We start from the raw sequence: 18,962 nt of genomic DNA, 5'->3' as shown, positions 1-18,962 counted from the left end.
CGTCAGGGTGGGGCGGCCACCGGCGCTTCGGCGACGACCAGCTCTTCCCGGCGCTGGTCGATCTCGCCCTCCAGCCGCGCCCAGTCCAAGGCCCTGCTGTCCAGCCCGGGAAAGAGATGGGCCTCTTCCCATTTCATGTGCCCAAGCGCGCGCAGGCACAGGTCCGTGAACCGCTGGGCATGCTGGTCGTCGTCGGGCTTGAGCGTGCGCAAGGGATTGATCTGCGCGTGCAGTTCGGCGTGCTCGCGCTGGGCCGCCGCCAACAGCCCTGCGTCCGCCACGGCGGCTTCGCGCAGCGCGGGGTACAGCAGCTCCTGCTCCAGGGCGGCATGCACGGTCAGTTCGTCCAGCACGTGGGCCACCAGGGCGCCGCGCTCCAGGGCGGCCGTCTGCGGATCCAGCTCCTGGAACCGGCGGTGGGCCTGTTTCACGCGCAGGTGATCCCCCTTGAGCCCGTCCACGATGTGGCGGCGGGCGGCGTCCGAGATCTCGGCGGGCGTGGCATCGGATCGCATGGGCGTCTCCTTGCGGAAGGGCTTCAAAAAAGCCGGGAGGGGCGTTGGCCTCTCCCGGCTTCAGGCGCCAGCGGCGTCAGCTGTTGTCCTTGTTCTGCTTGCCCGACGGCGGTGACCCGCTCTCGTTCTTGCCCGTGCCGGCGGTCTGCTGGCGGCTGGAACGCCAGGTGGAGAACTCGTCGGAGAACTTCTTGAAGCGGTCCTGGCGCCACTGGTTGTAGTCGTCGTCCAGTGCGCGCATCTGCTCACGGCGCCATTGGCTGTAGTCCGGGTCGAACTGCTGCTCCTGCGGGTCGCCTCGACCGCTGTAGCCGGACTGCGAGCCGCTGTAGCTGCTGCCCATGCCACCGCCGTATCCTCCGGGGCCGGCGTAACCGGCACCCCGGTAGTCGCGGTCCAGGCCGCTGGGCCGGTTGAAGCGCTCGCGCTGCTCCTGGCCGTAGCGGTCGTCGTCGTTGTCGCGCAGCCCGTACTGGCCGTACCGAGGCGCGTCACCGCGGTATGGGCCGGAGCCGCCGGGGCCGTAGCGGTCGTCCTGGTCGCGCTGACCGTAGCCGCCCTGGCCGTACGACGTGTCCTCATCGCGGAAACTGCCAAGGTCGCGTTGTTGTTCGCGGCGCCAGTCGCTGCCGCCCTGCCAGGCGTCATCGCGACCCCGACCGTGGTCGCCCTGCGGTTGGCGCGGCGACTCGTACCCACCGCCTTGCTGGCGGTTTTGCGAGCTGAAAGCCTCTTGCTGGTAACCGCCCCGCTGGCGGTTCCGGTTGTCCTGTTGTGCCATGGGTGTGTCCTTTCAATGATCGGATGCATGAAACGGATGCGGGCGCCGTTCGCCGGCCCTCGGCATCCACGGCTGGTTGGGCAAAACGCGTTCCCGCTGTGGGTGCCGCAACGCGCGCGCCGGCACCGGGCACGCTGTTTGCCCCAGGCGCAGGTCGCCACCCCAAGCCCACGCCACCATGAGCCTGTCCTTCCCCGCCCCACCCGTCCCCGCGCACGTGGCCCATGCCCACGAACTGGTGCGCCGCCTGGGCGAACCCCTGCTCGGCGGCAACCACGCCGAGGTGCTCGGCGATGCGAGGGCGGCGCGCGCCGCGCTCGTGGAGACGCTGATCGGCGCGCGCGACCACATCAACCTGGACGCCGCCCTGCTCGAGGTGGGCGAAGCGCAGGACGGCCTGCTCCATCGGCTGGTGGCGCTGTGCCGGCAGGGCGTGCGTGTGCAGGTGCTGGCCGCCAACCCGCGCGAGGAAGCCGAGCTGGGCCCGCTGCGCCGGGCCGGCGCCACCGTGCGCATCCTCGAACGGCCCGGCGGCCTCAGCGGCTGGGTGGCGCAGCGCTTCCAGTCCATGCAGCGGCAGCTGGCGGTGGTGGATGGCCGCACGGCCTGGTGCGGCCCGGGCTCGCCATCCACCGGCGCGGGGGCTCAGGGCCCGCACCTGCGCGTGCGCGGCCCCATCGTCCAGCGCGTGCAGCGGCTCTTCCTGGACGGCTGGAAGACCGCCGAACCCCGCCTGCCCGCGCCGCCGCCGCAGCACTTTCCGCCCATCGCGCTCGCGGGGCGCCAGCGCATGGGCATCGCCACGCGCGCGGGATCGGCGCAGCCCGCCCCGGCCGCCGGCTGCCCGCTCATCGGTGCCGTGGAAACGGCGCGCTTCAGCGTCTTCATCGCCCTGGCGCGGCGCGCGCCCTCGCGCCGGTTGGTGCAGGCCATCGCTGGCGCGGCCGGCCGGGGCGTCAATGTGTCGGTGCTGCTGCAGCACGGCGGCGCGCCCCACGCCTGGCCCTGGCGCGCGAGCTGCGCCGAACTCATGCGGGCCGGCGCCTGGCTGTACCAGGCGGACGGCAGCCAGCCCCTGCCAGCGCACAGCACCGTGGACGGCGTGTGGTCCAGTGTGGCGATCGACGGCGGCTCGGGCTGGCACAGCGGCGACGTGATCGATGCGGCGCAGCTGCTCGTGCTCGATGCGGCGTTCGCGAGCGAACTCGACGACGTCTGCCAGGCGGCCATGGCCCACGCCCTGCTGCTCGATGCCCATTCCCTGGCCGGTCCGGCGCCCTTGCGCCGTTGGTTCGGCCCCACGGCCCCGGCGCGGGCACCGGTGGCCGATCACAGCAGCCTCACGTCGGTCGGCCGCCCCGTCGAAGGGCCGGGCCTGAGTCCTTGATGCCCTGGCGGCCCTGGGCGGCGGCGCCGCCGCGCCGCGCCGCGGCCTCGCTCCAGGCGTAGGCCGGCAGCGCCAGGGCGAGCGGCAGCAGGTAGTAGGCCGCGCGGTAGGCCAGCACCACCGCGAGCACCTCGGTGGCGGGCAACACGCCGCCCAGCGTGGCCACGAACACCGCCTCCAGAACCCCCAGGCCGGCCGGCACGTGCGTGATCACGCCGGCCACGGCGGCCATCAGCAGCGCACCCAGCACGAGGGCGAAATCGACCCGCCCCTCGAACAGCACCCACACGATGGTGCCCATCAGCAGCCAGTTCGCGCCGCCGGCCAGCGCCTGCACCAGGGCCAGGCGGCCGCCGGGCAGCGCCAGTTCGTGCTCGCGCCACTTCAGCGTGCGGGGGCGCGAGACCGCGCACAGCACCAGGTAGGCCAACGCCAGCGCCACCATCGCCGCGCCGAGGGCGCGCAGCACGGTGTCGCCCGGCGCCCACCCACCCGGCAACGTGGGCGGCGACCACAGCAACACACCCCCGCTCACCCACAGGTAGCCCAGCCAGTTGGTCGTCATGCTCAGCGCGATCACCTTGGCCACCGTGGCCGCGGCCACGCCCCAGCGCGTGTACAGGCGCAGCCGCATCGCGAAGCCGCCCACCAGCGCGCCGAAGTTGAGGTTGAAGGCGTAGCTGATGGCCGCCGTGCCCAGCGTGCGTGGCACCGACAAGCCGTGCCGCGTCAGGTGGCGCCCCACCAGATCGAAGCCGGCGTAGACCCCGTAGCTCAGCGCCGCGAGGCCGGCCGCCATCGCCAGCCGCCCCGCCGACAGCTGCCGCAGCGACACCCACACCTGCGGCCAGTCCACCGCGCGGGCCTGCTGCGCCACCAGGGCCAGCACCAGCGCGGCCAGGGCCCACGGCGCGATCCGTTTCGTCCACCGCCAGAGGCGCTGCCGTGCAGGGCTCACGGAAGCACCTTCGTCCTGCGGACTGCGGGGCGAGCTTGCCTGGGGGCGGCCCTGCGCTGCGCTCATGAAGGGTCCGGGTCGACAGTCATGGCCACCACGCGCGGCTCGCGCGCCGTGGTCTGCCGGGTCCAGTCCGGGAAGCGCCTCAACGCGTGGAACACCACCATGCTGCGCACCGCGATCCAGGCCGACCGCAGCCGGCTCGGCGTGGGCAGCTCCACGCGCTGGCAGCAGGTCTGCAGCAGCTCGTCGATGCGCCCGCAGAGGTGGCGCGCGAAGGCCTCGTCGCGCACGATCACGTTGGCCTCCAGGTTCAGGCTCAGGCTGGTGGGGTCGAGGTTGCTGGAACCCACGGTGGCCCAGAGGTTGTCCACCACCGCCACCTTGCCGTGCAGCGGGCGTTCGTTGTACTCGTAGATGTTGATGCCCGCGCGCATCAGGTGGCGGTACAGCAGCTCGCTCGCGCGCTTGACCCACAGCATGTCGGGACGGCCCTGCAGGAAGAGATCCACCTGCACCCCGCGCCGGGCCGCGCGGCGCAGGTCGCGCAGGAAGCGGTAACCGGGGAAGAAATAGGCGTTGGCGATCAGGATGCGGTGGCGCGCGCTGCGGATCGCCGCGCGGTAGTGGCGTTCGATGTCGCTGCGGTGTTCGTTGTTGTCGCGCGTGACGAAAGCGGCGAGCGCGCCTTCGCCCGTCACCTCGGCCACGCCTTTGCGGCGCAGGCTCGAGCGCCAGCGCCGCAGCCATTGCCCCCGCGCGGGCTGGGGCGACTCGACGTTGGCGCGGCAGAAGGCCTGGATCTGGCCCACCAGCGGGCCTTCGATCTGCACCGCGTAGTCCTGCTTGGAGAGTTCGCCGAACTCCATCAGATGGTCGATGGAGTAGTTGATGCCGCCGACGAAGGCGACCCGGCCGTCCACCACCACGATCTTGTGGTGCATGCGGCGCAGCAGGTTGACGCGCGCGCCCAGCACGCGCTGCACCGGCTCGAAGGCGCGCAAGTGCACCCCGGCCTCGAGCAGCGGCTGCGTGAACGAGGCCGGCAGATCCGGCGAGCCCCAGCCGTCCACCAGCACATGCACCTGCGCTCCGCGCCGCGCGGCGCTCAGGAGCGCCTCGTGCAGCTGGCGGCCCACCTTGTCGTCGAACAGGATGAAGGTCTCCAGCAGCACTTCCTTTTCGGCGTTGGCGATCGCCTCGAACACGGGCGGGTAATAGCCTTCGCCGTTCTCCAGCAGCGTGATCCGGTTGCCGGGCACCCAATGCGAGTTCATGGCGCGGTCTCCAGGTGGATTTCAGCGGCCAGCGGTGCGTGGTCGGACAGCCGCGCCCAGGGACGCCGCGGCATGGGAACGGGCAAGGCGCGTGCCACCCCACGCACGTAGATGCGGTCCAGCCGCAGCACCGGAAAGCCCGACGGGAAGCTGCGCGCGTGCTGGCCATGCGCGTGGCGGAACACCTCGCGCAGGCCGCTGGGCGCCAGCAGCCCGTCGGCGCGCAGGCGCCAGTCGTTGAAGTCGCCGGCCACCACCAGCGGCGAGTCCGGCGGCACATAGCGGCTCACGATGTCGCAGATCATGCCCAGCTGCTGGCGCCGGTGCGATTCGCGCAGCCCCAGGTGCGCGCACATCACGTGCATGTCGGGCCCCAGGCCCGGCACATCGAGCACACAGTGCAGCATGCCGCGTGGCTCGAAACCGTTGATCGACAGGTCGTGGTTCTCGCTGTGCAGCACCGGAAAGCGCGACATCACCGCGTTGCCGTGGTCCAGCCCCTCGGCCACGGCGTTGCGGCCGTAGGCGTGCTGCGGCCAGATCTCGTCGGCCAGGAACTCGTACTGCGCGGCGCTGGACCCGTTGCCGCCTTTCACCTCCTGCAGAAAGACGATGTCGCTGCCCATGGCGCGCACCGCTTCCCGCAGCCCGTGCAGCACGGAACGGGTGTTGAAGACGTCATAGCCCTTGTGGATGTTCACGGTGAGTACCTGCATGAGCCATGCTAGGCAGGGCACCGCGCCGCCCTCTGTCAGACAAACGCGCATTCGCGCGCAGGCGGTCACCGCTTCGCACCAAGCCGGGGCGGCGCTGCGGCGCCGAATGCACCTGCCGGCATCGGTTCGCCCTCGTTTTGGTGCACCGCCCCGGCCGAACCCCACGCAAACCGCTGGCACGCTTTCTGCTCACACCCCAAGCGCAAGAAGAGCGATCTGGGGTCCGCCCCGAGACAGCTCGGCACCCAGGTGCACTAGGGTTCCGACCACGAGATGGCTCGTGGTGTCTGGTCCGAGAGTGTGCCGGCCTCATCGCAGGCTCCACGGAGGGACAAAAGCCCGGGAGAACGATCACAGATCGGTTCTTCCTGCGCGTCCCACCAACCCATGGAGTCCTCTGATGAACAGCACCGCCCTCCCTGCATCCCCCTCCCGGCGCCACCACTTCCTCAAGCCCGCCCTGGGCCTGGCCCTGTCGCTGGCCACCGCCGGCGCCTTCGCGCAGGCACCCGCCCCGATGAAGATCGCCACCGTGGTGTGGATCGGCTACGGCCCGTTCTACGTGGCCGAAGCGCTGGACCTCTACAAGAAATACAACCTCAAGGTCTCGCTGCAGGTCTTCAACGACCCCGCGCTGATCCCGGCGGCCATCGCCTCGGGCGCGGTGGACGGCGGCATGCTGACCTACGACCAGGTGGTGGGCCAGGTCGCCGCAGGCCGCGCCATGAAGGTGGTCATGCCCATCGACTACTCCAACGGCGGCGACGCCATCGTGGCCGACGGCAGCATCACCAAGGTGGCCGACTTCAAAGGCAAGAAGATCGGCTACAACCCGCTCTCGCCGAGCGACTTCCTGCTCTCGTACGCGCTCAAGACGGTGAACCTGAGCGAGAAGGACATCACCCCGGTAAGCATGACGCCCGAAGCCGTGCCGGCGGCGATGGCCTCGGGCCAGTTGCCCATCGGCGTGACCTACGAGCCCAGCCTGTCGCAGATCCTCGGCCAGGGCGGCGGCAAGAAGTTCAAGGTGGTGTTCTCCTCGAAGAACGCGCCGGGCCTGATCGCCGACGTGCTGGTGTTCGACGACAAGGTCATCAAGGCCAAACCGGCCGAGATCACCGGCATCATGAAGGCCTACCTGGACGGCATGGCCTACATGAAGGCCAAGCCGGCCGAGGCACACAAGATCATCGGCAAGTTCATGGGCGTGTCCGCCGCCGAGGTGAAGGAACAGCTCACCGGCGTCTACAACATCCCGCTGGCCGAGATGCCCAAGGCCTTCCTGCCCGCGAAGGAAACCACCTCGTACTACGCCAGCGGCGACATCATCGCCCAGCTGCTCAAGGCCAAGGGCCAGATCACCACGATTCCCGCCACCGAAGCCACGTTCGACGCCGGCCTCGTCAAGGCCATGGTCGCGAAGTAAGCCGCCATGACATCGGTGTTCCGCTATGAGGACGGCGTGTGGCCCAACGTGGCCGCCCTCGCCTTCACGCTGCTGGGCTGGCCCGCGGGCATCGTCCTGCTCGGCCAAGCCAACGGCTGGCTCAACGCGCTGGGCGTGCTGCTGGTGGCGCAGACCCTGGTCTGGTCGGCCTACTTCATCCACGAGTTCGCGCACTACGCGATTTTCAAGACACCCCAGGCCAACGAGCGCTGGGGCACGCTCATGAGCTGGATCAACGGCAGCTGCTTCGCCAGCTTCGCCGACCTGCGCCGCAAGCACATGCGCCACCACGTGGAGCGCGCCGACGTGATCACCTTCGACGCCCAGGCCTTCCTGCGCGCGCGCCCCGTCATACGCCGCACGGTGCTCGCGCTGGAGTGGGCGTACATCCCGGCGGTGGAGTTCGTCATGCGCGGCTTCGTGATCGCCATGCCCTTCATGGGCGAGAAGAAAAAAGCCGCGCGCGGCCGCGTCATCGGCATCGCGCTGGTGCGCATCGCCGCCTGGGTGGCGCTGGGCTGGTGGTCGCTCAAGGCGCTGGCGCTGTACGCCCTGGCCTACCTGATCTTCGTCACCGTGCTGCGCTTCGCCGACTGTTTCCAGCACACCTACGACGCCTACCCCATCCTCGACGATGCGCCCATCCCCAAGGACAAGGTGCGCGACCGCGCCTACGAGCAGGCCAACACCTTCAGCGACGTGGTGAGCCTGGACGCGAAATGGCTCAACCTGGTGTGGCTGAACTTCGGCTTCCACAACGCCCACCACGAGCGCCCCACCGCGCCCTGGTACCGCCTGCCGGCCTTCCACCGCGAGCTGTACCCGTCCGATTACGCCCAGGTGGTCACGGTGCGCGAGCTGCTGCGCAGCTTCCACCTCAACCGCGTCAAGCGCGTGCTGGCCAGCAACTACGGCGCGGTGCAGCCACCGGGCACGCCGGGCCGCGCCGATGGCTTCCTCGGTGCCGTCGGTGTGTCGTTCCTGACGGCTGTTTGACATGACCGCTGTTGTCCGCTACGGCCTGGAAGGCAAGACCGTGCTCGTCACCGGCGCGGCCGGCGGCATCGGCAGCGCGCTGGCGCGGGCCTTCGCCGCGCAGGGCGCGCGGCTCATGCTGCTCGACCGGGCCGACACCGCCCTGCCCGCGCTCAGCGCCCAGCTCGACGCCAGCGCCGCCGTGTGCGACCTGGGCGACCCGGCACAGATCGCGCGCATCGCCACCCAGGTGCGCGAGCGCTGGGGCACGCTGGACGTGCTGGTGAACAACGCCGGCACCGAGTACCCCACGCCGCTGGCCGACACCTCGCCCGAGGCCATGGCGCGCTGGTCCGCGCTGCTGGACAACAACGTGGGCTCCATGGTGCGGCTCACGCAGGCCCTGCTGCCGGTGTTGCCGCGTGGCGCGAGCGTGATCAACCAGAGCTCGATCTGGGGCCGCATCGGCGTGGCCGGTTTCTCCGCCTACGCGGCGAGCAAACACGCGGTGGTCGGCCTCACACGCTCGCTCGCGCTGGAACTCGGCCCGCGCGGCATCCGCGTCAACGCGGTCTGCCCCGGCTGGGTGCGCACGGCCGCCGCGCTGCGCTCGCTCGCCACCATGGCACAGGAACAGGGCCGCAGCGAGGCCGAGGTGGAGCGCGAGATCCTCTCGAAACAGGCCCGGCCCGTGATGCTCACGCCAGACGACCTCGCTGGCGTGTTTCTCTTCCTCGCCAGCGAGGGTGCGGCCCCGCTCACCGGCCAGTGCTTGGTGGCCAGCCACGGCGAGGTGATGGCATGAAGCACGCGCTCTCCCTTCAGGGCCGGACCGCGCTGGTCACCGGCGCGGCCACCGGCATCGGCCGCGCCATCGCGATCCTGTTCGCGCAGGCCGGCGCGCGCGTGGTGGTCAACCACCTTGGGCAGGCCGAGGCCGCACTGGCCGTGGTGCAGGCGATTCAACGCGACGGCGGCGAGGCGCTCGCGATCGACGCCGACGTCAGCCGCGCCGACGCGGTGCAGCGCCTCGCGGCCGAAGCGGGCGAAGTCCACATCCTGGTCAACAACGCCGGCATCATCCAGGAGAAGCCCTTTCTCGACACCACCGAAGCCGACTGGGACCGGATGCTCGGCGTCGACCTCAAATCCGTCTTCCTCACCTCGCGCGCCGTGCTGCCGGGCATGGTCGCGCGCGGCAGCGGCGCCATCGTCAACCTCGCGTCCGACCTGGGCATCCTGGGCCGCGAACGGTACGCGCCCTACTGCGCGGCCAAGGCCGGCGTGATCGGGCTCACGCGCTCGCTGGCGCGCGAGTTCGCGCCGCTAGGCATCCGCGTCAACGCCATCGCGCCCGGCCCGGTGAACACCGCCATGGTCTCGCTCGAACACATGAGCCCGGAATGGATCGAGAAGGAACTCGCGATCCCGCAGCACCGCGTGGCCGAGCCCGAGGAGATCGCGGCCACGGCGCTGTTCCTCGCCAGCGACCTCTCTCGCTTCTACTGCGGCCAGGTGCTGGGGCCCAACGGCGGATCGGTGATGCCATGAGCGCAGCGCCATCCGACCGCCTCGCCACCGGCGTGCTGCTGTTCTCGGCCTCGCTCTGGGGCCTGTCGTGGATGCCGCTCAAGTGGTTCATCGCGCAGGGCCTGAGCGGGCCAATGGTCTCGCTGGTCTCCTACGGCGCGGTGGGCCTGTGCGCGCTGGTCTTCATCTGGCGCGAGCGCGCGGCCTGGCGCGCGCACGGGGGCTGGCTGCTCGCGCTGGCGCTGGTGGGCGGCTGGGCCAACACCTCCTTCGTCAACGCCCTCATGGTGGGCGACGTGGTGCGCGTGATGTTCCTGTTCTACCTCTCGCCGGTGTGGTCGGTGCTGGGCGGCTGGCTGTTCCTCAAGGAGCGCATCCCGCCCACGCGCTGGGCCGCGGTGGTCGCGGCCATCGTGGGCCTGTGGCTGGTGCTGGGCGGCCCGGGCGCGGTGGACCTCTCGTTCTCGCTGTCCGATGGGCTCGCGCTCTCCGCCGGCCTGGCCTTCGCGGGCAACAACCTGCTCGCGCGCGCCGCGCAAGGCGTGCCCCTGCAGAGCAAGACCTTCGCGGTCTTCGTCGGTTGCGGCGCCATCTCGCTGGCGGTCACCGCCGCGCTGGGCCAGGGCGTGCCCGCCCTGCCCGCCGGCGTGTGGCTCGCGGTGCTGGCCTACGGCTTCGTGTGGCTGCTGCTGGCCACCGCCACCTGGCAGTTCGGCGTGACGCACCTGGAAAGCAGCCGCGCCGGCGTGATCCTGCTGGCCGAACTGGTGGTGGCCGTGCTCACCGCGCTCTGGTTCGGCGGCGAGACGCTCACGCCCATGGGCTGGGCCGGCGGCACGCTCATTGCCGTGGCCGCGCTGGTGGAAGCCCTGGACAACCGCCCAACCGACCCCCGACCCCAAACCGCCCCGACAGGAGGATGAACCGATGACCGACACCGTGTGGATGAACCAGCTCTCGTGGTTGGACTACCAGGCCCGCGTGACGCAAGACCAGCCGCCCGTGCTCCTGCCCGTGGGCGCGCTCGAACAGCACGGCCCGCACCTGCCCCTGGGCACCGATGGCCTGCTCTCCAGCGCCATCGCCGCCGACACGGCCGCCCTCGTGGGTGGCCTGGTCGCGCCCACGCTGTCGTACGGCTACAAGTCGCAGCCCAAGTGCGGCGGCGGCCAGCACTTCTGCGGCACCACCAGCGTGGACGCCGCCACCCTCATCGGCCAGGTGCGCGACGCGGTGCGCGAGTTCGCGCGCCACGGCCTCACGAAGCTCGTCATCGTCAACGGCCACTACGAGAACCAGTGGTTCCTGATCGAGGGCATCGACCTGGGCCTGCGCGACCTCGGCCTCGGCGCGAAGCTGCAGGTGATGCGCCTGGAGTACTGGGACTTCATGACGCCCGACACCCTGGGCGATGTGTTCCCCGATGGCTTCCCCGGCTTCGCGCTGGAACACGCCGCCGTGCTGGAGACCTCGATGATGCTGCACTACCACCCCAACCTCGTGCGCATGGACCTGCTGCCCGACGACGGCCCGGCCGACTTCCCGCCCTACGAGATGTACCCGCCGCGCACCGACTGGGTGCCCGCTTCTGGCGTGCTCTCCTCCGCCAAAGGCTCGGACGCGGTGAAAGGCAAGCGGCTCGCCGACGAAGTGGCCCGCCGCATGGCCGAGGCCGTGCGCACCGGTTTCGAAAGGCCCGCGCCATGAGCACCACCGCGCTCATCGTGATCGACATGCAACGCGACTTCTGCAGCCCGGGGGGCTATGCCGACACCGCCGGCATGGACGTGCAGCGCTTGCGCGAACCGATCGCCAACATCCAGCAACTGCTGGCCGCCGCGCGCGCCAAGGGCCTGCTGGTGGTGCACACGCGCGAAGGCCACCTGCCCGACCTGAGCGACTGCCCGCCCGCCAAGCTCGCGCGCAGCACCGCCGCGGGCGCGGCCATCGGCAGCCAGGGTCCGCTGGGCCGGCTGCTGGTGCGCGGCGAACAGGGCCACGATTTCGTGGACGCGCTCCAACCGGCCCCCGGCGAATTCGTGGTCGACAAACCCGGCTACGGCGCCTTCCACCAGACGCGCCTGACGCAACTGCTCGCCGCGCACGGCGTGGACCGGCTCATCCTCTGCGGCGTGACCACCGAGGTCTGCGTGCACTCCACGCTGCGCGAAGCGGTGGACCGCGGCTTTGCCTGCACCACCGTGGGCGACGCCACCGCCGCCAGCAACCCCGCGCTGCAGGCGCCCGCGCTGGCCATGATCGACGTGGAAGGCGGCATCTTCGGCCGTGTGCGCAGCACCGCCGAGGTGGTGGCCGAACTCGCCGACAGCGCGCCCGCGCGCGACCGCGTCACCACCTGGGTGCAAGCCTTCACCGGTGCCTGAGATCCCCATGAGCCCACCGACCATCCCCGACCGCTACCACGGCGTGTGGCAACGCACCCTGCTTGAAACGCCCGAGGGCCGCGACACCACCAGCTGGGTGCACTGGCTGCAGACCGGCCTGTGGCACGGCGACCTGCGCGTGCCCGCCGACGCCGAGCGCGCCACGCCCGCCGACCGCGCGCAACAGCAGGGCTTTGCCGGCACCACCGCCATCACGCGGCCCGACCCGGCGCGGCCCGAGGTCTGCACCTGGCAACGCAGCATCGATTTCCAGCCCCCGCGCAGCACGCCCGACGCGGGCCACATGGTGTTCGAGACCCCGGAGCGCGTGATCGAGACCGGCATCCACGGCAGCTACCTCGAGGTGTGGGAGCGCCTGCCCGGCTCGGTGGGGCGGCGCATCGCGCTGGCCGCACTGGACGCGGCCGGCGAACCCACCGCCGAACGCCTGCTGGTCAGTGGGCGCTACCTCATGCACCTGCGGCCGCGCGAAGCCGCCTGGCCCGCCGACACCGCGCCCGACGACACCCTGACCCAGGTGGTGCAACGCCATGCGGACGAGGCCGAGGCGCTGCTGGACTTCCAGATCACGTTCGGCACCTGGGGCAAGGGCGTGTGGGCGGTGGAGCGCGCCACACGGCCGGCGCTCGAAGGCCAGGCCTGGCCCTGCACCTTGGGCCGCGCGGGCGACGCCGAAGCGACCCTGGCCTGTGAAGGACTGCCACCGCGCTGGCGCGTGCTGGAGTGGCACGCGCCGTGAGGGCCTATTCCGATCGGGGATGGCGAGGCGGCAGCGACACGGACAACAGCTCGTGGGCCTCCACGATCGCCATCGCCACCTCTTCGGTCGTGGTCCGCTTGGCCATGGCCTGGTCGCGGATCAGGTCGTAGGCCTCGGTTTCCGAGACGTGGTGGCTCTTCATCAGGATGGCCTTGGCATCGGCGATGTGCCGCACGCCGAGCAGTTTGGCCTCCACCTTCTTGAGGCGCCGCGCCAGCGCGCGGTTCACCTTGTGGCTCTCGCGGGCCAGCACCAGCGCGGAGAGCAGGCCGAACGAGCGCACCGGCGAGGGCAGCACGGCTTTCGCTTCGAGGCCCAGCACCACCTCCACGATGGTCGGGTTCTCGTAGTTGACCACCGCGATCACCGTCGGCGCGTCCTCGGCGTGGGCCCAGTCCATGTTGAGGTTGAGGATCTCGGGGCGCACCGCGAGAAACACCACGTCCACATCCTTGCCGATGGACTGCACGGGCGGCCAGAAGGCCTGCACCTTGCAGCCGATGCGTTGCAGCTGTTGCGTGAGCTGGCGGCCGTCCGAGTCGTCCGGGTGGATGACCGCCACGGTCAGCGTGCGAAGTTCCTTGAGCTGCTGGGGCGTGGCCCGCAGCGCGCGTGGAGGCTCCGCGCGGTCGACCATCAAGACTCCAGGGTGTCCAGGCGGGCGGCCCAGTCGCCCAGCGAGTGGGTGACGAGGTAGGGATCGGGGTACACCGACCTTCTCGCCTGGCGGACGATGGTGAACTGGCTCTCGGCGTTCACGCGGCCGATGCGCGGGTACAGGCAGGTGTGGTGGTTGTTGGGGTCGATGCGCACGCGGCCCTGCGGCGCGTCGAACTCGCTGCCCAGCACGTGCGGCATGAGCTCGGCGATGTCGTCGCTGCGCGACTGGCGCATGGCATTGGCGAAGATGTGCATCTGGAAGTACGAGGCCTCCCAGCACAGGTTGGGCACGCAGCTCTCGCCCAGGCGGCGGCGCAGGCTCTGCAGGCAGCGCTGGTTGGCGGCGGATTCGATCGACTGGAAGTAAGGCGCCGAGGTGTAGTGCCCGGTGGCCAGGCCCTTCTCCATCTGCGAGATTTCCGCTTCGGAGGTCGTGAGGCTGCCGATGGGCATGGTCTTCGGATCGAAGCCGGCATCGGCATAGGCGCGGTACAGGGCGGCGGTGGAGTCCCCGACCACGGTGGAGAAGATGAAGTCGGGCCGCTTGTGGCGGATGTCGTCCATGATGTCCGCGAAGTCCTTCTCGGTGGCGTCCAGCGCCACATAGCGTTCGGCCAGCTTCTCGCTGCCCTGGCGCTGCATCACCAGCTCGCCCATGATGCGGTTGGACTCGTAGGGATAGATGTAGTCCGAGCCGATGAGGTAGACGCGCGCACCGAAATTGGCCGTCATGAATTCGGCCAGCTGCACGCTGTTCTGGTTCGGCGCCGCGCCGGTGTAGATGACGTTGGCCGAGTACTCGAAGCCCTCGTACAGCGTGGGATAGAACAGCAGCTTGTTCCACTTTTCGATGACGGGGATCACGGCCTTGCGGCTGCTGGACATGTAGCAGCCGAAGATGACGTTGACCTTGTCCTGCAGGATCAGCTGTTCGGCCAGCTGGGCGTAGCGCTGCGGGTTGGACTGGGCGTCGTGGTGCACCGGCACCAGCTCGCGGCCGTTGATGCCCCCGGCATCGTTGATTTCGTCGATGGCCAGCAAGGCGCCATGCAACTGCGACAGGCCGATGGTGGAGGTGACACCGGTCGAGGAGAACAGCACGCCGACGCGCACGGGATCGCGGTCAACCATGGCACACCCTGGATGCGGTCGGCGCCGCGATGTGGGGACGAACGGGGGTCTTCAGGGGCATGGGCAGGGCCGTGAACAGCAGGGGATGGGTGCCAGGCGGTGCGGCCGTCATCCGGCGGCCAGCCTCACATAGGCTCTCTGCAACTGTACCGGAAGGTGGCTCGGATCGGCCGCGATCCCATGGTCGCGCCAGCCGAAAATCCGGCGCACGTATTGGTCGGCCGCGGCATCGACCGCCAGGCAGAAAGTGCGGATGCCGGCTCGGTGCGCCTGCTGCACCGCCATGCGCGCGTCCTCCACCAGGTAGTCGGGTTCGAACACGTCCACGTCGGAAGGCGCGCCATCGGTGACCACCAGCAGGCCGCGATGGCGCCCGGGCTGGGTCTGCAGATGGGCCGTGGCCTGGCGCAAGGCCGCGCCCAGGCGGGTCGAGTGCCGGGCCGGCACCGAGGCCAGGCGGTCGCGGGCGGCGCCGTCGAGCGGGTCGTCCCATTCGAGCAGGCGGTAGTAGCTCACCTCGGCGCGCGTGTTGGAGTTGAAGCCATGGATGGCCACGCGGTCCTGCGTGTGCACCGTGGCTTCGGCCAACAGGAAGGCGGCCTGCTTTTCAATGTCCAGCAGCGAGGCGCCGCGCGCGCCCGAGGGGTCGTTGGTGGACTCGGACAAATCGAGCAGCACCAGGATGCGGGAGGTGCCCGCCTCGCGGCCCGGGCGCATGAACAGCCGAGGCTCGGGTTGCAGGTCGAGGCGGCGGTCCACCAGCACCTCGATGGCCGCGTTGAGGTCGATGTCTTCACCCTCCCACTGCCGGCGCAGGCGCTGGCGGCGGCTGAGGCGGCGCACGCGGTGCAGCGACACCGGGCTGAAGCTGTGGGACAAGGCGGGCTGCGCGCGGGCGAGCGCGGTGGGCGCCAGGGCCGGCAGCTTCTCGATCACGGTGCACCAGTCCCGTCGCCACAGCGCCAGCCGGTGGTGCCATTCGGCGTGCAGGGTGCGGCCCAACTCCACCTCGGCCGGTTCGCGCGCGGGCTGCGTCCCGTCGCTGGCCTGTGGGGGCGGCGCGGGCGCGCGCGCCGGGGCCGAGCGGGGCGCGGCAATGGCCTGCTGTTCGTCCTGCTCGTTGTCGTCGTGCTGCCACAGGATGCTGTGGTCGTCGCGGTAGGGCGACGGCACGACGTGGTGCTGGGGATCGAAACGCACCCGCATCTGCCCCAGGTCGTTCGCCAGGATGGAGGCGATCGCGCGGAACGCCGGGGCGTCGCCCAGGCCGTGGCGGGTCTGCGTTTCCTCGAACAGCCGGCGGGCCTTGTTCACCCAGTGGTTGTCGTCCGCGTAACCCGGGTCGGCCAGCGCGCGGTCCATGCGGGCCAGCAGCGCTTCGAAGCTGAAGTTCCCGGCCTCGGGCACGGGGGCGAGGTGATCGAGGAACCAGCCGCTCACACCGGGGTAGCGCCGGGCCAGCAGCCGCTCCACGCGCGCGTCCTCGACGGCGGACACCACGGCCTGGCTCATGGGCTTGAGCAGGCGGGCGGGCTGCCGCAGCGGCGAGTACAGCAAGTGCGCCACGGCGTGGGCCACGCTGGCGCGGTAGAGCCCGCCGGCCGGCGCGGCCGCGTCCTCCAGCGCCTGTCGGCTGAGCAGCACCTGCCCGCGCGTGAGGATGGTGCGGCGAGCGCGAGGGCCGGCGCTGGCCTCGGCCACCGACAGCGGCCCGCCCAGCAGGCCCGAACCGAGCCAGGCCAGCGAGGGCAGCAGGCCGTCGATCGCGTCGACATCCGGTGGGAGCACGTGCGCCGGCAGGTCGCTCTTCATCCGAATTGCGCCTTCACGAAATCGCGGATGGCCTGCGCCATGTCGGGGTCGTCCGTCAGGGCGCGCACCAGGGTCATCTCGCAGCTCTGCGTGGGGGTGAGTCCGTCGCGCACCAGCACGCCCGCGTAGATGAGCACCCGGGTGGAGGCGCCTTCGTCCAGCCCGCGCTGCTTGAGGGCGCGCGTGCACTGCGCGATGGTGACGAGCTGGCGGGCCAGCGCGGCGTCGATGCCCGCTTCCTGCGCGACGATGGCGACCTCGGTCTCGGTGTCGGGGTAGTCGAATTCCAGGGCCGCGAAGCGCTGCCGGGTGGAGGCTTTCATGTCCTTCGCGCTGCTCTGGTAGCCCGGGTTGTAGGAGACCACCAGCTGGAAGTCCGGGTGGGCCTGGATGACCTCGCCCTTCTTGTCCAGCGGCAGGATGCGCCGCGCATCGGTGAGCGGGTGGATGACCACCGTGGTGTCCTGGCGGGCTTCCACCACCTCGTCGAGGTAGCAGATGCCGCCATGGCGCACCGCGAGGGTCAGCGGCCCGTCGTGCCAGGCGGTGCCCTGGGCGTCGAGCAGGTAGCGCCCGACCAGGTCGGAGGCGGTCATGTCCTCGTTGCAGGCCAGGGTGACCAGGGGGCGCTGCAGCTTCCAGGCCATGTACTCGACGAAGCGCGTCTTGCCGCAACCGGTGGGCCCCTTGAGCATCAGCGGCAGGCGGTGCCGGTACGCCCGCTCGTAGCATTCGATCTCCTCGCCCGAAGGCTGGTAGAACGGTTCGGAGCGGATGAGATGGTCGTCCAGGGGTGACTGCATGGAACGGGGTCCTCCGGTGCGGAACAGGGCGCGGTTGGGGGTGACGGGCTCAGCGGTGTTTCGTCTCTTCGTTCGGAATGCCTTCCATCGGGCACTCGGCGGTGCCGACGGTGGTGCGCGTGAACGACTCGACCATCTCGCGCGTGGCCTCGGGGTCGTTGACCCATTTGGCGTAGAAGTTGTACGGGCAGGCGGCCACGCCCTTGTCCCCGTCGCCCGAGTTGATGAGGCCGGTGTAGCCGCGGTGCACGAGCTTGAACAGGTGGTTCTGCGACTGGCCGTTCTTGCGCGCGTCGCGGATCAGGCTCTTGGACAGCTCGGCGTACTGGATGCCCATTTCCTCTTCGCCGCATTCGCCCAGCGTGCGGCCGTCGAAGCCGATCACGGCGGAGTGGCCGAAGTAGGAGTACACGCCGTCGAAACCGGTGGCGTTGGCCACAGCCACGTACGAGTTGTTCATGAAGGCCATGGTCTTGGCCACCATGATCTGCTGTTCCTTCGCCGGGTACATGTAGCCCTGGCAGCGGATGATGAGTTCGGCGCCTTTCATCGCGCAGTCGCGCCAGATCTCGGGGTAGTTGCCGTCGTCGCAGATGATCAGGCTCATCTTCATGCCCTTGGGGCCTTCGCTCACGTAGGTGCAGTCGCCCGGGTACCAGCCCTCGATGGGCACCCACGGCATGATCTTGCGGTACTTCTGCACGATCTCGCCCTTGTTGTTCATCAGGATGAGCGTGTTGTAGGGCGCCTTGTTGGGGTGCTCCTCGTGGCGCTCGCCGGTGAGCGAGAACACGCCCCAGACGTTGGCGCGGCGGCAGGCATCGGCGAAGATCTCCGTCTCGGCACCGGGAATCGTGGAGGCGGTTTCGTACATCTCCTTGGCGTCGTACATGATCCCGTGGGTGGAATACTCCGGGAAGATCACCAGGTCCATGCCCGGCAGGCCTTTCTTCATGCCCACCAGCATGTCGCCGATCTTGCGGGCGTTGGCCAGCACCTCGGCCTTGGTGTGCAGGCTGGGCATCTTGTAGTTGACGACGGCCACGCCGACGCAATCGTTGCTGCTGGAAATGTCACCATGTCGCATGAAAGACTCCTTGGGGGGTTGACGTCAGACGGTCAGGAAGGACTTGACCTTTTCCTGATCCAGATTGGCACGGGCTTCTTCGTGCACGATGCGCCCTCGGTCGATGACCAGGAACCGGTCGGCGAGATCGAGGGCAAAACTGAGCACCTGCTCCGACACGACGACAGCAAAGCCGCGTTCCCGCCGGAGCACGTTGAGGGTCTGGGCCAGCTCCTTGATGATGGAAGGCTGGATGCCTTCGGTGGGCTCATCGAGGATCAGCACCTTGGGCTCGGAGATGAGCGCGCGCGCGATGGCGAGCATCTGCTGCTGGCCGCCCGAGAGGTTGCCCGCCTTGCGGTGCTTCATCTCCTTGAGCACCGGGAAGAAGCGGTGGATGTAGTCGGGCACCTCGCGGTGGCCCGAATGCTCGGCGCCCGAGAGGATGTTCTGCTCCACCGTGAGGAACGGAAACACCATGCGCCCCTGGGGCACGAAGGCCAGGCCGTGCTGCACGCGGCGGTGGCTGGGCAGGCCCTGGAGGGCGCGGCCATCGAGCTGGATGTCGCCCGAGCGCGTGGGCAACAGGCCGATGAGGGACTTGAGCAGGGTGGTCTTGCCCATGCCGTTGCGCCCCATGATGGCCACCGACTCGCGCGCCTGCACCTGGAACGAGATGTCGTGGATCACGTGCGACTCGCCGTAACACACGTTCAGCCGGGAGATGTCGAACATGGGG

Annotated in this window: 20 protein-coding genes and 1 riboswitch; of the genes, 9 read left to right on the top strand and 11 right to left on the bottom strand. The window is 70.0% G+C overall.

Going from position 1 to position 18,962, the window contains the following annotated elements; all coding sequences use genetic code 11:
* Positions 1–2: 2 nt before the first annotated feature.
* Together AC1Q9M_RS08905 and AC1Q9M_RS08900 are read right to left on the bottom strand one after the other, a co-directional pair.
* Entirely contained in the window at positions 3–515 is a 513-nt protein-coding gene (locus AC1Q9M_RS08905) for a hemerythrin domain-containing protein (RefSeq protein WP_382323714.1), read from the bottom strand.
* A 76-nt stretch (positions 516–591) separates the two neighbouring features.
* The gene (locus tag AC1Q9M_RS08900) at positions 592–1,296 is read right to left on the bottom strand and encodes a hypothetical protein (protein WP_382323713.1); all 705 of its coding nucleotides are present in this window, start codon (positions 1,294–1,296) and stop codon (positions 592–594) included.
* Positions 1,297–1,474: 178 nt separating this feature from the next.
* Here AC1Q9M_RS08900 and AC1Q9M_RS08895 point away from each other — a divergent pair, with 178 nt between their 5' ends.
* Positions 1,475–2,683, top strand: a complete 1,209-nt coding sequence (locus AC1Q9M_RS08895) for a phospholipase D-like domain-containing protein (RefSeq protein WP_492433374.1) — start codon at positions 1,475–1,477, stop codon at positions 2,681–2,683.
* On the opposite strand, the gene AC1Q9M_RS08890 is transcribed toward AC1Q9M_RS08895, so the two are convergent.
* From AC1Q9M_RS08890 to AC1Q9M_RS08880, 3 genes are all read right to left on the bottom strand, one after another.
* Complete coding sequence (locus AC1Q9M_RS08890; protein WP_492433372.1) at positions 2,637–3,641, bottom strand: lysylphosphatidylglycerol synthase domain-containing protein; 1,005 nt, start codon at positions 3,639–3,641, stop codon at positions 2,637–2,639. The genes AC1Q9M_RS08895 and AC1Q9M_RS08890 overlap by 47 nt on opposite strands.
* A 62-nt stretch (positions 3,642–3,703) precedes the next feature.
* Positions 3,704–4,918 carry a cardiolipin synthase ClsB gene (gene clsB, locus AC1Q9M_RS08885; RefSeq protein WP_492433370.1) on the bottom strand — a complete coding sequence of 405 codons (1,215 nt, stop codon included), beginning with the start codon at positions 4,916–4,918 and terminating at the stop codon, positions 3,704–3,706.
* Positions 4,915–5,634 (bottom strand): endonuclease/exonuclease/phosphatase family protein, encoded by a 720-nt coding sequence (locus AC1Q9M_RS08880; protein ID WP_382323709.1) that lies wholly within the window; start codon positions 5,632–5,634, stop codon positions 4,915–4,917. Before AC1Q9M_RS08880 ends, clsB begins: the two co-directional genes overlap by 4 nt.
* 243 nt (positions 5,635–5,877) lie before the next feature.
* Positions 5,878–5,982: riboswitch (guanidine-I (ykkC/yxkD leader) on the top strand.
* 52 nt (positions 5,983–6,034) lie between these two features.
* Between AC1Q9M_RS08880 and AC1Q9M_RS08875 the strand changes: the two genes are divergently transcribed.
* The 8 genes from AC1Q9M_RS08875 to AC1Q9M_RS08840 are packed head-to-tail and all read left to right on the top strand — an operon-like array spanning position 6,035 to position 12,730.
* Positions 6,035–7,060, top strand: a complete 1,026-nt coding sequence (locus tag AC1Q9M_RS08875) for an ABC transporter substrate-binding protein (RefSeq protein WP_382323708.1) — start codon at positions 6,035–6,037, stop codon at positions 7,058–7,060.
* Between the two features lie 6 nt (positions 7,061–7,066).
* Positions 7,067–8,077 (top strand): fatty acid desaturase family protein, encoded by a 1,011-nt coding sequence (locus AC1Q9M_RS08870; RefSeq protein WP_382323707.1) that lies wholly within the window; start codon positions 7,067–7,069, stop codon positions 8,075–8,077.
* A gap of 1 nt (position 8,078) precedes the next feature.
* Positions 8,079–8,861 carry an SDR family NAD(P)-dependent oxidoreductase gene (locus tag AC1Q9M_RS08865; RefSeq protein WP_382323706.1) on the top strand — a complete coding sequence of 261 codons (783 nt, stop codon included), beginning with the start codon at positions 8,079–8,081 and terminating at the stop codon, positions 8,859–8,861.
* Positions 8,858–9,607: an SDR family NAD(P)-dependent oxidoreductase gene (locus tag AC1Q9M_RS08860; RefSeq protein WP_382323705.1), complete on the top strand. Its 750-nt coding sequence runs from the start codon at positions 8,858–8,860 to the stop codon at positions 9,605–9,607. The genes AC1Q9M_RS08865 and AC1Q9M_RS08860 overlap by 4 nt, the downstream gene beginning before the upstream one ends.
* The gene (locus AC1Q9M_RS08855) at positions 9,604–10,509 is read left to right on the top strand and encodes a DMT family transporter (protein WP_382323704.1); all 906 of its coding nucleotides are present in this window, start codon (positions 9,604–9,606) and stop codon (positions 10,507–10,509) included. Before AC1Q9M_RS08860 ends, AC1Q9M_RS08855 begins: the two co-directional genes overlap by 4 nt.
* Positions 10,510–10,513: 4 nt before the next feature.
* Positions 10,514–11,293: a creatininase gene (locus AC1Q9M_RS08850; protein WP_382323703.1), complete on the top strand. Its 780-nt coding sequence runs from the start codon at positions 10,514–10,516 to the stop codon at positions 11,291–11,293.
* Entirely contained in the window at positions 11,290–11,970 is a 681-nt protein-coding gene (locus tag AC1Q9M_RS08845; protein WP_382323702.1) for a cysteine hydrolase family protein, read from the top strand. Before AC1Q9M_RS08850 ends, AC1Q9M_RS08845 begins: the two co-directional genes overlap by 4 nt.
* Before the next feature lie 7 nt (positions 11,971–11,977).
* Entirely contained in the window at positions 11,978–12,730 is a 753-nt protein-coding gene (locus AC1Q9M_RS08840; protein ID WP_382323701.1) for a hypothetical protein, read from the top strand.
* Between the two features lie 4 nt (positions 12,731–12,734).
* On the opposite strand, the gene AC1Q9M_RS08835 is transcribed toward AC1Q9M_RS08840, so the two are convergent.
* The 6 genes from AC1Q9M_RS08835 to urtE all read right to left on the bottom strand — a co-directional run bounded on the left by AC1Q9M_RS08835 (position 12,735) and on the right by urtE (position 18,958).
* Positions 12,735–13,388, bottom strand: a complete 654-nt coding sequence (locus AC1Q9M_RS08835) for an ANTAR domain-containing response regulator (protein WP_382159735.1) — start codon at positions 13,386–13,388, stop codon at positions 12,735–12,737.
* Positions 13,388–14,542, bottom strand: coding sequence for a transporter substrate-binding domain-containing protein (locus AC1Q9M_RS08830; RefSeq protein WP_382323700.1), 1,155 nt, complete (start codon positions 14,540–14,542; stop codon positions 13,388–13,390). Before AC1Q9M_RS08830 ends, AC1Q9M_RS08835 begins: the two co-directional genes overlap by 1 nt.
* A gap of 108 nt (positions 14,543–14,650) precedes the next feature.
* Positions 14,651–16,354 carry a nitric oxide reductase activation protein NorD gene (locus AC1Q9M_RS08825; RefSeq protein WP_492433364.1) on the bottom strand — a complete coding sequence of 568 codons (1,704 nt, stop codon included), beginning with the start codon at positions 16,352–16,354 and terminating at the stop codon, positions 14,651–14,653.
* Complete coding sequence (locus AC1Q9M_RS08820; RefSeq protein WP_382159744.1) at positions 16,351–17,157, bottom strand: CbbQ/NirQ/NorQ/GpvN family protein; 807 nt, start codon at positions 17,155–17,157, stop codon at positions 16,351–16,353. Before AC1Q9M_RS08820 ends, AC1Q9M_RS08825 begins: the two co-directional genes overlap by 4 nt.
* 49 nt (positions 17,158–17,206) lie before the next feature.
* Positions 17,207–18,244: an aliphatic amidase gene (locus tag AC1Q9M_RS08815; RefSeq protein ID WP_291120616.1), complete on the bottom strand. Its 1,038-nt coding sequence runs from the start codon at positions 18,242–18,244 to the stop codon at positions 17,207–17,209.
* 24 nt (positions 18,245–18,268) lie between these two features.
* Positions 18,269–18,958, bottom strand: coding sequence for an urea ABC transporter ATP-binding subunit UrtE (gene urtE, locus AC1Q9M_RS08810; RefSeq protein ID WP_382159747.1), 690 nt, complete (start codon positions 18,956–18,958; stop codon positions 18,269–18,271).
* Positions 18,959–18,962: the final 4 nt, after the last annotated feature.

The sequence above is a fragment of the Hydrogenophaga sp. GW823-FHT04C09 genome, assembly GCF_058796355.1.
This window is presented reverse-complemented; position numbering and strand designations above follow the sequence as displayed.